Below are 13,895 nucleotides of genomic sequence, written 5' to 3' on the forward strand. Positions count from 1 at the left end.
AAAATAGTTAAAATAACCCTCAAACAACAGTGAGGGAGAGTAATTAAGCTATTTTGTCTTCGTATATCCATTACGTCAAGTTCTCCTTTTAAAATTAGCCTGAACTATTATTAAGAAATGGTTAAGAAATGATTAAGACTCTGTTAAAAAGTAATGCCTATAATCAAAAGCAAGGATAAGATATCCTGAAAAAATTTAAATTTCTTTGCTTACTGATTGGGTTTCTCTAAATGATACGATCGGTTTGTCATTTCATCGGTTACAAACACTATAGAAGAGGAGAAGTCAAAATGTCCGTTTCACAAATGAATATTGACGTATTTCGGATGATTAATAACTTAGGAAATCAATATTCTTTCCTTAATCCGATTGCAATCTTTTTTGCGGAATATATGTTGTATATTCTTGCTTTAGGCATGGTTATTTATTGGTTTACCCGAACTAAACAAAACAGAATGATGATTATTCAGGCAGTTATTGCATTTATATTTGCTGAAATTGTAGGAAAAATATCTGGCTTATTTTATTCTCATCATCAGCCATTCGCTGATCTGCCAAATGTAAATCAACTAATCGACCATGCGATTGATAACTCATTCCCAAGTGACCATACAATCCTGTTTTTCTCCATCTGTTTTTCAATTTGGTTAGTGCGCAAAAAAGAAGGATGGTTGTGGCTTGTAATTGCATGCTTTGTAGGTATTTTTCGAATAATGGTAGGAGTTCACTATCCTGTTGATATCATATTCGGAGCCATTTTTGGTACAACTTCAGCCATTTTAAGCTACTGGATTGCTCCAAAACTTACTTTCTTAAAAAGTTTGCTTAACGTATATGAAAAGGTGGAGAACTTTTTTCTCCCTGCCAAATATAAATCTTATACAAAAGATAAGTACAAAAATTTTTAGTATACCTGTGAGGCGGGCGATTAAAGTGCACCGAAAGCCGAAAATGATCAATAGTGATCAAGGTAAAATAATTGGGTTATTCCCATTATCTTATTAGTTATATTAGTTGAACAACGAAATCCGCTTTACTATTTTGGAGTTCTAATATTTTTTCCCTTTGTGATTTATGAAGCAAAACAACTTGATTTTTCATCTGTAAATTTATTTTGATTGGATGATGAATATTTTATATTTTGGAATCGTAGTAACTGTATTTTCTATTCTGTTAGGCTCTGTTAAATCTTGTTGTTGTTTATTTGTTTTTTTGGAACGTACGATCTATAACGGTGCATAAATAACAAGGTTGGTGATGTTTATGAAAGTAAATGATATTCTAAAAGCAATCAAAAACTGAATCCAGTGGAAAAACATCGATTACGGGAGTTTTTAATTGATAAACTACTGCATCATCTTCAACAGGAACTGTACTACAAGAGATATCTGAACGTAAAAACAAAAGTGGCTATCGTTGTCCTGACTGTGAATTAGAACATATTGTTCGTTTTGGAAAGTATTCAACCATTGTTGAGGGTGAAGAAGTTAAAAAACAACGCTATCGCTGTAAAGCCTGTATACTAACGTTTACAGACCTAACCGATACTGTTCTATACCGAACTCGTCGTCTTAATCAATGGATTATATTTATAGAGTGTATGATAGAAGGATATTCTCTTCGTAAGTCTGCGGATTTAATGATAATGTTACTCACGTTATATTATTCTACTGGAGACACAAATTACTATCCTCATTAAGACAAATAGAAATATCTAATTTCGAAGGTATTGTGGAAATGGACGAAACCTATTTTCTGTATTCTGAAAAAGATCAAAAGAATATTAAGGGTAGAAAACCTCGTAAGCGTGGTGGTGCAGCAAAGAAACGAGCTATAACCAAAGGGCATTTGGACAAAGCTATTGGGCATAAACTTTCAAAAGAGAATGTATTATGTACCTATGCTTGGCATGCCTTTAAAACATATGCCGATGAAAAAGGTATGGAAATTTATCAATTCAAAGCTGCTGAAAAAGTTTGTACAAAGGGTCTTTATCACATTTAGAACGTCAACAATTATCACGGAAGATTAAAAGGAAGGATACAACGGTTTAACGTTGTAGCGACCAAATATTTAAACAATTATCTTGCTTGGTTTCAAGTATTAGAAGCATTTAGCACCAGAGAAATGAAGTCACTATGAAGGACTTGATAATTATGTGAAGTCTAATACAAAATACAATAACCTATGATACGATTAGATTAAGTAAATTTACAACATAAAATTATTTTTTCTTCAACAAATACGTCCTTAACTAAACAATACTGACTGAATAAATAACATTTAGGAGGGATTTAATATGATCGAAGTAGAAGCATTTCCCGTGCTTGAAACCGAAAGATTGATTTTAAGACAGGTAACCAAAAACGATGCGAACAGCCTGCTAACGTATTTGTCTGATATTGATGTAATGAAGTACGTTGGATTAGAACCATTTAAGTCCATTGATGACGCCTTGGATGAGATTTCGTGGTATAAGTCAATTTTTGAAAAGGGGACAGGGATTAGGTGGGGAATTTCATTAAAGGGGCAAGAGGAGATAATCGGTAGTTGCGGTTTTCTTAATAGGGTTGCAGAGCATTATCGTGCTGAAATTGGGTTTGAGTTAAGTAAGAAGCATTGGGGGAAAGGAATAGCAACTGAGGCTATTAAGCATGTTATTTGTTATGGATTTGAACAGTTGAATTTACAACGGATAGAAGCCTTAATAGAGCCCCCTAATATACCATCACAAAAAGTAGTTGAACGGCAGGGGTTTATAAGAGAAGGACTCTTGAGGAGCTATGAGTATACTTGCGGTAAATTCGATGATTTATATATGTATTCAATTCTAAAACAAGATTATCAAGAACGCTATAATGTGTAATGGAACTTCCAAGTTCTAACTTTTTTTGTGACATCAACATTAAACTTTAACTGAGCCTTCTGTTAAGATGTGTTAGTGGCTATTCCAAGGTAGAGTTAAGGTAGAAAATGCGTAAAACGACTTAAACAACCGGTGTTCCTTTTTAATAAGGAACTAACCGGTTTACTTGAAGGGTGCGATATCATAAAGTGCCTGCTGTAATTTATTGATGCCCTCTTCAATTTCTTCATTGTCAAGATGTCCATAACCCAAAATAATTTGGTTAGAATGTGCTCCTTTTCTAATTGCATGATCTTCTACTAGATATATTTTAACTCCATATTGTTCAATTTTTTCAAGCAATTCTTTCGAAAATTGTTGTTCCTTAAATTCAACAATAAGGTGCAAGCCAGTTGAATCACCAAAGATATCCACTTTATTCGAAAATCTTGATTGCAGACAATTAATTAGAAAGTCTCGCCGATTTCTATATATTTTCTTCATTTTTGCAATATGCCGCTCCAAATGGCCTTCTTGAATAAAACGTGTGAGGATAAGCTGCTCTAAAGGAGGAGTATGTAAATCGGAAAACCATTTTAGTGTCCGGCATTTTTCAATTAATTCTGTGGGGAGAATTAAATAGCCCATTCTAAGGGCAGGCGATAATATTTTACTAAACGAACCAATGTATAGCACACGTTCGGGTTCTAATCCCTGTAACGAACTAATAGGTGATCCTTCATACCGAAATTCACTGTCATAATCATCCTCAATGAGATAACAATTTGTTTTCCTTGAATAGTTTATTAGTTGAATTCGCCTTTGAATTGGTAGTATTCCTCCCAAAGGGAATTGGTGGGAAGGAGTCACATAGATGAATCTGGGATCTACGTCTAACGGCAATAGGGATGTTTTCATTCCGTCTTTATCAACAGGTATCGGATATATCCGCGCGCCCGCCGATTTAAATATCATTTGAATATCAACGGTGATAGGATCCTCCATTATAACTTCATCATTAGCAGATACGAGCAATCTGGAAACAAGCGTCATTGCCTGGGTTGCACCAGAAGTAATCACAATTTGATTCGGATGGCAGACAACACCCCTGGTTTTCAGTAAATACCCTGATAATGCCTGCCTTAACTCAGGACGCCCTTCAGGAATATCATATCCTAATACAGATGGGGATGAATCATTCCAGATTGTATAAGATAACTTGGCCCATGTTTTTCTTGGAAATAAATCCAATGCAGGGATCCCTGAACGGAAATCAATGATGTTCTCATCCTTTTTATTATTTTCATTCCAATGAAAAGATTGTATTGCGGAGGCATTTTTATGTTTTTCTAAAAAAGCACCAGAAGCAACATAGGTTCCAGAACCTCTTTGTGCAACTAGGAAACCCTCTGCCAATAACTGATCGTAAGCCTCTAAAATTACGTTTCGGGACACATTTAATTCAGACGACAATTCGCGACTTGATGGAAGTTTTTCATTTGCTTTTAATTGTCCGTTTAATATTCGTTTTCGTATTTGTTGATAAACTTGCCTAATTAATGGTATATCCAGCGAGCGATCAATGGGAATCCAAAGCATAGTTACATTCTCCTTCGTTAAAGTGGTACCATGAAAATTAACCATAAGTGGTACTAATATAAACCATTTTATCATGATATAGTTGATTCAAATAGTGAAGAGGAGATGTAAAATAATGAAAAACCTTGAATTTCAAGTTGCTCAAGCACTCAAATCGATTGCGCGAAATCAACAAATTAAATCTTTTATTCAACAATCTAGTGAACTCTATCCATTATTATTAAAGGTTGCCAAACGGTTTGTTGCAGGGGAAAAGAAACAAGAAGGAATTGAGATAGCAAATGAGCTCATTTCAAAAGGGTATTTTGTTTCACTTGAATACATAGGAGAAAATACAACCAATTTAGAGGAATGTATAAAAGCTAAAGACGAATTTTTAAGTCTTATAGAGGAAATGGGTTCTATCTCCATGAAGCAAACAGTTTCACTTGATCTCTCACATATTGGATTATCTGTAAATCCAGATTTAGCTTTTGATCATTTACTTGAGATCGCTAAGAAAGCAAAACAGTACGAAATAACAGTTATGATTAGTATGGAGGAATCATCAAAAACGGATGCTATTCTTGATATTTATAAAAAAACAACTGAGCAGTATCCAAATGTAGGAATAACGCTTCAGGCACACTTATATAGATCCAGGAATGATTTTCAGGAGCTCATTCATTATCCTGGGAGAATACGAGCTGTAAAAGGAGCTTATCAAGAATCTGCTGAAATAGCCATGCCAAGATCAATGGAATTAAATCACCGTTATCTTGAATTTGTAGAAGAATTAATAGAGGCGAACCATCCAGTATCAATTGCTACACATGATGAAGTTCTTGTTCAAGAAATACAACAACGTCAGTATTTGGATTATCCTAATGTAGAAATAGAAATGCTTTACGGCATACGGTCGGATTTGTTAAGAGATTTAAAAAACAACGAGCACAACTGCAAGGTATACCTAACTTACGGACAAGAGTGGTACCTGTATTTGTGTCATCGAATCGCTGAATATCCGGAAAATTTATATTTTGCGGTAACAGATATGATTTGTTCATCCTTAACAAAGAGAAGTGGCCTTTATTAAAAATATGCTCTGTTAACTTTTAATGTGGCTCCCCATTAAAAGTTGTTGATTATGTAGTTGGCTATGCGATACCAATGGTAAACCGTTGGCTGTTTCACAAGCAATTTTTTGTTATTTGGTAACATTGGCTGTAGGTTTATCTACTGAATGGACAGACCTTTTTAAAAGATTCAAGGCATTGGAACAATTTACATTTTCTTAGTTTCATTTTTAAGTGAGGCATGGATAGATTTAACGCTTTTGGGTAAGACAATTGAAAAAGCTTCCAATTTCTTACCTTTTGTTCACGCAACAATTGGATATGCAGTTTTATCGTTAATTATTGCTATATTGGCTTTCATTAGGATCTGTAAAAGATGAGAAAAAAGGGAGGAGTTACTGATATTATCTAAAGTAAATAAGAATTACATTTGGGCGTATTTTATATTATTCTACGCTTTATGGTGTATTAGAGAATTATGGTTGGTTCAGTATTTAGATTTGATGGATTCTGTTCCTAGGGCTATAATATCAGCTACTATTAAAATGATTATTTGGGTTATTCCCGTTATCTTATTAGTTAAATTGGTAGAAAAAAGTAATCCGTCTTCTTATTTAGGATTACGCCATAACTTTAGGAAAGGCATAAAATGGGCAGGATGGATATCCTTAGTCTTTATAACCTATTTTATCATTTTAAACCTTATAGTTTTAAAAAATGACATCGATTTTCATATAGGATTTAATGAATGGCTTAATACCATTCTATTAGTTGGCATAATTGAAGAAATTGTTTTCAGGGGCTTTTTGTTAAGAAAGTTTATGGAGTTATCTAGCTTCTGGAAAGCAAATACAATTACATCATTACTCTTTGTATCGATTCATTTTCCTATTTGGTTTTATAAAGGGTTGTTCGAATTTCCTTATATTATAAGTTCCATAGTAGTAGCTTTTGTTTTGAGTATTATATTTGGATTAATATATAAGAAAACTAACTCGCTTTGGTCAGTAATTATTATTCACTCTTTGTATAATTTATTAGTGTCACTCTTCTACTAAAGAAGAGGTACTTGAGCTGGATTTGATTTGATACGAAGAAGTCCGCCCATTAGCGTGTAAATACCCTTCCTAGGGGAACGTAATCGTAGATCAGGTTTAAAAACTTAATTGGTCATCTTATCTTGAAGATGATGGAAAAAATTCTGGGACAAAATCCACAATCCACTTTCTCTATTATTGGAGCGATAAGTAATAAAATGCGTTTTGATCTTTTGAGCATACAACATATATCTTCACACACTAATACAACCTAAAAACCGTTGTTTGTTAGGAGTGCAAAAACTATATAGATAGTTATAATATCGAACGGCGGTTTTGAAAATAAGAAAATTCAAAGCCGCCGTTTTTCTAAAAAATAGAATTACGGAAGGTGTATTAAGTTCGCTCTTTTTTAGGACACGGCGGTATGAAGGAGGTTATCGCCGTGTTTATTTATGTTTACTCTGATTGGATTTCACACGACATATCAAGAAACGTCTTGAAGTGTTATGGGATTATTGTGGCTGTAATGTGCAAACATACAATTTCCAATAAAATATATCAACTTTTACGCCCAGCTGGCTTATGTTCAGTTGGGTTTTTTTGCGTTTAATAAGATTTTTTTTTCAAAAATATTGCTTCTATTTTTGGCATTTAGAAAAAACGCTTGTTGAGGGCTATGAAGGGGGAAATCATCACCCGCCTTTGCGGTTGCGAAGGGAGGTGAACAAATGGAACCTACTCGTACCCAATGGCAAGTACGCTGCGCTTTTAATGGCTTTTGCAAAAGGGTGTTAAAGAATGAAGCAATTAATGCCTACAACCAGCGGCGACAACGACAGTCACGAGAAATGACCTTTTCCGATCTCACGCCACAGGAAGAAAATCAACTCTATACCTTAGATAAGCATTATGAGGGTGAGAAAACACAAGGTTTTCAACTGGCAGGAAAGAGAATTACCCCGAAACTACTTGCAAAAGCGATGCATACTTTGCCAAAAGAAAAGCGTAAGACCGTTCTGCTTTACTACTTCTTTGACAAATCAGATGTAGAAATAGCTAAACTACTCGGCATTCCACGTAGTACCGTTCAGTATAGACGGACAAGCTCGTTTGAACTATTAAAACGATTTTTAGAGGAGCGTGCAGATGAATGGGATGATTAATTCTAATGTTGAAAACAACGAGCGTGGTTTATTACCATACCTAATTATTTTAGCTGCAAATAAGGGTGAGCCAGAAGCAATGAAAGTAGTTATTCTGCATTATGGAAGCTACATGACAAGTTTGTCGATGCGTAAACTTTATGACGAACAAGGAAATACGTATTGGGGCATTGATGAAGATACACGTGATCGTTTACGTTCGAAGCTTATGCAAGCTATTTTAGCTTTCAAGATTTGATTATATGGTTAGGTTTTCCCTTTTCAGTTTAGATTTAATAGGTAAAAACATTCTGTATCATAAAAGTGTTTTTCAAGATATATTAAGATACAGAATTCAGAATGCTGACAAACTGTAAACGTAAACCACTTACTAACGATTTTTTTCTTAATAAGTAAAGAATCAGTTGAAAAAATATAAAGTCATGGTATGATTATACAAAATTCTTATATCCCAAAAGAGATGTAGAGAAATAAGTACAAGAACTCCTACACATAGAGAACAAGATATTTGATAAAACTTTTTAAAATCTCTTGTACGATGTTATCTCGGAACTGTTGAAAGAAACCGAATGAAATTGGTTGGATATGTAGTTTCAAACGGGCACGCCCGTTAAAGTGTTAAAAGTAAATAGGTTTTACTTTGTAAGGCTAGAATCGAGAGATTCTAAACAAATGAGGGTAGTACCGCAGAAAACATATCTTTCGTCCCTTGGATATAGCATATACTGCTTTAATCAAGGGACGAAAGTTTTTTTGTTAATTTTATGTAGAGGGGAACAGAGCCAATGAGTCGTTTTCAGCAACAAGCACAGATTAGTCCGAGACTTACCCTTTTAATGGCAGTTTCATGTGGACTAACGATTGCAAATTTATACTACAATCAACCTTTATTAGCTGAAATCGGGCGAACCTTTAACGTTGATGATCAGCAATAGGAATTATTTCTACATATACTCAAATTGGTTTTGCAATCGGAATGTTTACATTTATCCCCCTTGGCGATATTTATGAAAAGAAAAAATTGATCCTTTCTCTTCTGTTTGCAGTTGGACTGGCTCTGATCTTTTTAGCGACTGCCCAAAATCTGTACAGTGTGTATATAGCCAGCTTTATGGTTGGCTTTACTACAGTGTCTCCACAAATTATTGTGCCGTTTGCGGCAGAACTTGCATCTCCATATCAACGAGGGAAAGTAATTGGAAGTGTGATGAGTGGTCTCTTAATTGGTATCTTGCTGGCAATAGCAGTGGCTGGTTTTATCGGAGAGTTATTTAGCTGGCGCGTTATGTTTGGTTTTGCATCTTTGCTGATGTTTCTATTGACTTATGTTTTGTACCGCTATTTGCCTACACTTAAGCCTAAGGTGAAATTATCCTATTTGGAATTACTGCGTTCTATCAAAAAATTGATTGTACAAGAGCGTACACTTCGTGAAGCAGCCTTGATAAGTGCATTGATGTTTGGCTCGTTCAGTGCCTTTTGGACGACGCTAACTTTCTTTTTAGAAGGTCCACATTATCAGTATGGTAGTTCCATGGTCGGGGTGTTTAGCTTGATTGGTGTGGTCGGAGTTGTGACAACGTCTGTGGTCGGTAAATTAAGCGATCGATTCAGTTCCCAAATGATAGTCGGTTTGATGACCGTAATCGTATTGTTGTCGTACGTATTATTTGGATTGTTTGGAACCTGGCATTTGGGGCTAATTATTGGAATTGTTCTGTTAGATTTGGGTTATCAGGGTACCCATATCTCAAATCAGACTCGCATTTATAGTTTGTCTGCTGAAGCAAAAGGTAGATTGAACACTGTATATATGGTTAGTTCATTCATAGGGGGAGCTCTTGGCTCAGCAGTTGGTGTAGCAGCATGGGAACGTTGGGGATGGCTGGGCATATGTGTGATCGGTGGAAGTATGGCTACAGTAGCATTCTTAGTATGGTTGTGGCATTATTTATTAAAACAAAAAAGAACCAGATAATATATTCATTGATTAATTGGTGTATGAAGAAAATAAATCTTTGATGTATCTGCACATTTGTAATGTTATGAGAGATTGTCCAAAAAGTCCAGTATAATAATAATTCGAAATAGCCAAAAAATTTGTTGTCTTGGATTTTATTGTTCAAGCCGTATATATGTTCAGTCCCGTGCAAATACAAAATTAAAGTTAGTATCCAAATTATTAATTTATAAAGATTAAAAAGAGTAAAAATAAAGGGATCTTAGTCTTTCAATTTTTGTAATGCCTTTAATATAACTCTGCATCATCTCGTTTCACGAATATAAATTGCAAATAGCCATACAGATATTTTTTTGTTTCTCTTTCATTCATACGAATACGTTATTTGTATCCATTTGTTTAGTAGATAAAAAGATGTCAACTATAAAGGAAAAGTTGACATTTTCATAAACTGCTTCAAACCTTTGTTCCTATTGGGTTTTTAGCTCTTTTTTTCTGTTTTTTAATGTTTTTCTACCCCCCTGTTAGATACGGGGGGTTAAAGCGTGGCTATCGCCACGCAGGCTTCGCCCAAAACAGCGGTTTTCGCTTCGCACACCGCTGCCTTGGGCAGCCTTTAGCCTTTGGTTAATACAGTGACATGTGCAAGCATAAAAGCAGCTTTATTGTAATCATTCATCTAGTTTTTTCGGCTAATATCAAATATGCATTTGAAGCATAATTCTTTTAATTAAATACTATAAGATTAAATTTTGTACAAATCCCACTTGAATACTGCCTATGAATGTTTATTTTATAAGGTTTTTTCATGTTTTCTTATGTCAACATGTTGAAGTCCTCTTCTTTTTTGCCACGAATACTATTTTGAATGTTGCTTGTTAAAACCAATGATGTCGATATCTTCTTCATCCTCTTCTCCATCTTCACCATCGTTATTGCCACCATCATCTTTTCCTTTATCATCTTCAGGTTCTTTCTCTTTTTCCTTCTCTTTTTCTTTTTCCTTTTCTTTTTTCTCTTTCTCTTTGTCTTTGCCATCATCAAATGTGCCTAGCTTTACTTCATTTGATGGCTTGGATTCACGTCCAAAGTAATCCACTGCTTTCACATGATATAATGCTGCTCCACTGGAAATAGAATAACTAGTGCCAGTTGTATGTCCTATTAATTGGAACGCACTACCGGGTTTATCTGCTCGATAAATGCGATAGCCAACTACATCATTACTTCCTGATTTTCCCCAGTTAAGTGTTGAACCTGAGGCTTTAGCCGATACGGGTACGCCAGGGGCTTTACCATCGTCTTTGAGTGTACCACTGTTCACTTTCCCACCTGGTGCTCCTATTTTTTCCCATAGATGACGATTCGTTCTTGGATATAGCTCGGAAATATCGTTCAGCTTATCATAGCCTTTTCGTTTTAGGAATTCTGGGTTAAATGCTAAGCCATCTCCCTTGACGAATTCAGAAGGGGTCTTTGGGCCTGCAGGTACTGATTTTCCATTAACGGTCACATAACTTCCTGAAATGAGACTGTCATCTGTCTTTTTCGGTACATGTTTTACGTTGAACAGGTCTGAGCGTACCAGTCCAGCTTTCTTACATAAATCTGAAGGTAGCATACCAGAAATTAAGCAATAGCTTCTTTCTACGATTCCATCTGGACGTTTAAATTTATCCTTTGTAGCCACTAATTCTGGGTTGACCTTTGAAGTAGCGTTGACAATATCTGCCCAAAGCTTCGTAATTCTTTGCGTGTGGTTCATACTGCAACCGACACAGGATTCTTTTAAATTAAAGTTCTTATCATAGCCAATCCAGGCTCCGATGGTGACATTTGGATTGAAACCGACAAACCATGCGTCCTGGTGGTCCTGAGATGTACCGGTTTTACCGGCCCAGTCTACACCTGAATTGTTTAAATAGCCGTTCAAATAAGTTGCTGTTCCACTACGAATAACATCACGCATCATGTCGAGTGTTAAATAACTCGTTTGTGGGGAGTATACTTGCACTTTTTTCGGTTTATATTCATAGATAACATCTCCATCCTTGGAGACGATTTTATCTATCATAGAACCTTTAATAAAATCCCCATTATTAGCTAGTGTCGAAAACGCCATTGTATTTTCTTCAACAGATGCACCATATGTTGTTCCACCAATTGATGCAGACAGGTTTGAATAATCTGCAGGGCTGAGACGGAAATTCATCTTTTCCAAAAACTTCTCTGCAGGATTTTGATCAATGATATCAACATATGTTGATGCAGCAGATAAATTATAGGACTGGGCAAGTGCTTCCCGTGCTGGGACAATTCCGTAATACCCAGTACTTACATAGTTACTCGGTGTCCATGGTTTTTGTCCAGGGATTGGAAAGCTACGCTTGTAATCTGCAATCGGTGTACCTGGTTGGACCTTACCTAGTTCAATTGCAGCTGCATAAACGAGTAATGGTTTAATCGTACTACCAACTGGTCGTCTGGATGCAGAATAGTTCACTTGATCTTCCAGACTATATTCTCTTCCACCGACGAAACCAAGTATGCGACCGGTATTATTTTCAGTCATGACAATTCCAGTTTGTACAGGATCTTTCTTTGTTTCCATTTCTCCAGTTTCCGCATTCTTTTCTTGATACGTTCGATCTGGACCATAGTATTTATATTCTTTGGCTGCTTTTTGCATGGCATTATAAATCTTCTTATCAATTGTAGAGTGTATTTTATAGCCATCCATGCGTAAGCTGCGGTCAGCAAGTATCATGTATTGTTTTTTTAGCTTATCGTCATCTGCAAGATCCTTCGCAGAGTGACCATCTTTCTCTGCCAGTACAGTTGTTAGGATTTTAATCGCACGTTTTTCCAATTCATCGGTTAAATATGGATAGGTATCATGCGGATTTTTCATTTTCTTTCTAAAATCTTTCGTAATATCGTAAGCTATTGCCTCATCGTATTCTTTTTTAGAAATATATTTTGCGTCGAGCATGCGTTTCAAAACAGTTTTCATTCGATTGATTCCAGGCTGAAGAGCTTTCTTTTTCTTGACCTTTCCAGAATTTTGGAAAGGTGTGTAAATCGATGGACCTTGTGGTAGACCAGCTAAGAATGCTGCCTGGGGCAGATTTAAATCTTTTGCATCCACATTAAATATTCCTTTGGAAGCGGTCTGAATGCCAGCGATATTTTGACCAGACGCATCTCTTCCATAAGGGATAATATTTAAATAAGCTTCCAGTATTTGATCTTTTGTAAAGAATCTTTCCAGTCTAAGGGCTAGTAGAATTTCTTTAGCCTTACGATCAAAGGATACTTCATTGGTGAGAATTTGGTTTTTAATAATTTGTTGTGTAAGTGTACTACCACCTGTTTTTGTCTGGGAATTGGTCGCTTCCTGAATAATAGCGCGAACTATCGCTTTCGGTACAACACCTTTATGCTCTGTAAAGTATTCATCCTCTGTTGCAATGACTGCATCTAGCAGGGTTTTTGAAATATCTTTTAGCTGAACTTCTTCACGATGCAAATCAGAACGGATATCACCGATATATTTACTGTCGGCAAAGTATAGTTTTGATGTTTCTTCATAATTGTAAATATCTTTTTCCATACTTTCATAGCTTCGAATTGGTTCATCCTTTACAAGGGAAGCAAAATATCCTGCGCCAACCCCTAAACCCAGGAATAGTCCAATAAAACCAACGACAATAAAAAATAATATAATATTCCAAACGACATCGTAGGTAATACGGCTAGAACGTTGTATTTTACCTGTAGTCCAGGTTGTTTTTACTTTCGACCAAAAGGTATGAAAAAATTCTTTCACTTTCAATAGTAAAACCTCCTAAAATTCCAGTCTTCATTATATCACAATGGAAAATGCAGGGGTATCATTTATTCAAAAGGATTGCAAACGTCTAGAATTTGTGTTAAGAATAATGAATAGCATAAAATTTGTTATACGATGAAAGAATGAAGTAGTTAATCAAATCCCTTTCTAAGAGAGCCGGTGGTGGTGTGAATCGGTAAATATTTGATGACGAATTACGTTCCGGAGTATTCCTTACGTTATTGATAGCGTAAGGACGGTGGCGACCGCCATCCGGGAGTTTGACACCTAACTAATAATAAATTGCCCTTAGAGCCAGTGATGGCTTTATTTTTTTGTCAAATTTTAAAATAAAATATTGAGTACTATTTAGTACTATGTTATTATAGAAGTATCTTTGT

At 35.6% G+C, this 13,895-nt stretch carries 10 protein-coding genes and 1 pseudogene; 9 read left to right on the forward strand and 2 right to left on the reverse strand.

The features are described 5' to 3' along the window. The first annotated feature begins 290 nt into the window (after nt 1-290). From DX933_RS06515 to DX933_RS06525, 3 genes and pseudogenes are all read left to right on the forward strand, one after another. Nucleotides 291-908 carry an undecaprenyl-diphosphatase gene (locus DX933_RS06515; RefSeq protein ID WP_092598691.1) on the forward strand — a complete coding sequence of 206 codons (618 nt, stop codon included), beginning with the start codon at nt 291-293 and terminating at the stop codon, nt 906-908. 355 nt (nt 909-1,263) lie between these two features. Next, nucleotides 1,264-2,162: pseudogene (locus DX933_RS06520) on the forward strand (IS1/IS1595 family N-terminal zinc-binding domain-containing protein). Nucleotides 2,163-2,299: 137 nt separating this feature from the next. Then, nucleotides 2,300-2,866: a GNAT family N-acetyltransferase gene (locus DX933_RS06525; protein ID WP_092598688.1), complete on the forward strand. Its 567-nt coding sequence runs from the start codon at nt 2,300-2,302 to the stop codon at nt 2,864-2,866. A gap of 162 nt (nt 2,867-3,028) precedes the next feature. Here the strand turns inward: DX933_RS06525 and pdxR are convergent, their stop codons facing one another. After that, complete coding sequence (gene pdxR / locus DX933_RS06530) at nt 3,029-4,444, reverse strand: MocR-like pyridoxine biosynthesis transcription factor PdxR (RefSeq protein ID WP_092598685.1); 1,416 nt, start codon at nt 4,442-4,444, stop codon at nt 3,029-3,031. Nucleotides 4,445-4,559: 115 nt separating this feature from the next. On the opposite strand from pdxR, the gene DX933_RS06535 reads away from it, so the two are divergent. From DX933_RS06535 to DX933_RS06555, 6 genes are all read left to right on the forward strand, one after another. After that, nucleotides 4,560-5,519: a proline dehydrogenase family protein gene (locus DX933_RS06535; protein WP_092598682.1), complete on the forward strand. Its 960-nt coding sequence runs from the start codon at nt 4,560-4,562 to the stop codon at nt 5,517-5,519. Nucleotides 5,520-5,981: 462 nt separating this feature from the next. After that, the gene (locus DX933_RS06540) at nt 5,982-6,557 is read left to right on the forward strand and encodes a CPBP family intramembrane glutamic endopeptidase (RefSeq protein ID WP_092598680.1); all 576 of its coding nucleotides are present in this window, start codon (nt 5,982-5,984) and stop codon (nt 6,555-6,557) included. A gap of 710 nt (nt 6,558-7,267) precedes the next feature. After that, nucleotides 7,268-7,702 (forward strand): RNA polymerase sigma factor, encoded by a 435-nt coding sequence (locus DX933_RS06545; protein WP_092598677.1) that lies wholly within the window; start codon nt 7,268-7,270, stop codon nt 7,700-7,702. Next, a complete protein-coding gene (locus tag DX933_RS06550) occupies nt 7,686-7,940 on the forward strand; it encodes a helix-turn-helix domain-containing protein (RefSeq protein WP_092598674.1) in 255 nt (84 codons plus the stop codon). Before DX933_RS06545 ends, DX933_RS06550 begins: the two co-directional genes overlap by 17 nt. Nucleotides 7,941-8,487: 547 nt before the next feature. After that, nucleotides 8,488-8,637 carry a hypothetical protein gene (locus DX933_RS18580; RefSeq protein ID WP_223805894.1) on the forward strand — a complete coding sequence of 50 codons (150 nt, stop codon included), beginning with the start codon at nt 8,488-8,490 and terminating at the stop codon, nt 8,635-8,637. A 41-nt stretch (nt 8,638-8,678) separates the two neighbouring features. Further along, on the forward strand, nt 8,679-9,680 hold the full coding sequence (locus DX933_RS06555; protein ID WP_218122157.1) for an MFS transporter: 1,002 nt from the start codon (nt 8,679-8,681) through the stop codon (nt 9,678-9,680). 841 nt (nt 9,681-10,521) lie between these two features. Here DX933_RS06555 and DX933_RS06560 read toward each other — a convergent pair. Beyond that, complete coding sequence (locus DX933_RS06560; RefSeq protein WP_223805896.1) at nt 10,522-13,491, reverse strand: transglycosylase domain-containing protein; 2,970 nt, start codon at nt 13,489-13,491, stop codon at nt 10,522-10,524. Nucleotides 13,492-13,895: the final 404 nt, after the last annotated feature.

Source organism: Ornithinibacillus gellani (genome assembly GCF_003730295.1).
Taxonomy (GTDB): Bacteria; Bacillota; Bacilli; order Bacillales; family Amphibacillaceae; genus Ornithinibacillus_A; species Ornithinibacillus_A gellani.

Coding starts and splice junctions, on each gene's coding strand:
- DX933_RS06545 (WP_092598677.1), top strand. CDS start 7,268: ATGGAACCTACTCGTACCCAATGGCAAGTACGCTGCGCTTTTAATGGC.
- DX933_RS06550 (WP_092598674.1), top strand. CDS start 7,686: ATGAATGGGATGATTAATTCTAATGTTGAAAACAACGAGCGTGGTTTA.
- pdxR (WP_092598685.1), bottom strand. CDS start 4,444: ATGCTTTGGATTCCCATTGATCGCTCGCTGGATATACCATTAATTAGG.
- DX933_RS18580 (WP_223805894.1), top strand. CDS start 8,488: ATGAGTCGTTTTCAGCAACAAGCACAGATTAGTCCGAGACTTACCCTT.
- DX933_RS06535 (WP_092598682.1), top strand. CDS start 4,560: ATGAAAAACCTTGAATTTCAAGTTGCTCAAGCACTCAAATCGATTGCG.
- DX933_RS06555 (WP_218122157.1), top strand. CDS start 8,679: ATGTTTACATTTATCCCCCTTGGCGATATTTATGAAAAGAAAAAATTG.
- DX933_RS06515 (WP_092598691.1), top strand. CDS start 291: ATGTCCGTTTCACAAATGAATATTGACGTATTTCGGATGATTAATAAC.
- DX933_RS06525 (WP_092598688.1), top strand. CDS start 2,300: ATGATCGAAGTAGAAGCATTTCCCGTGCTTGAAACCGAAAGATTGATT.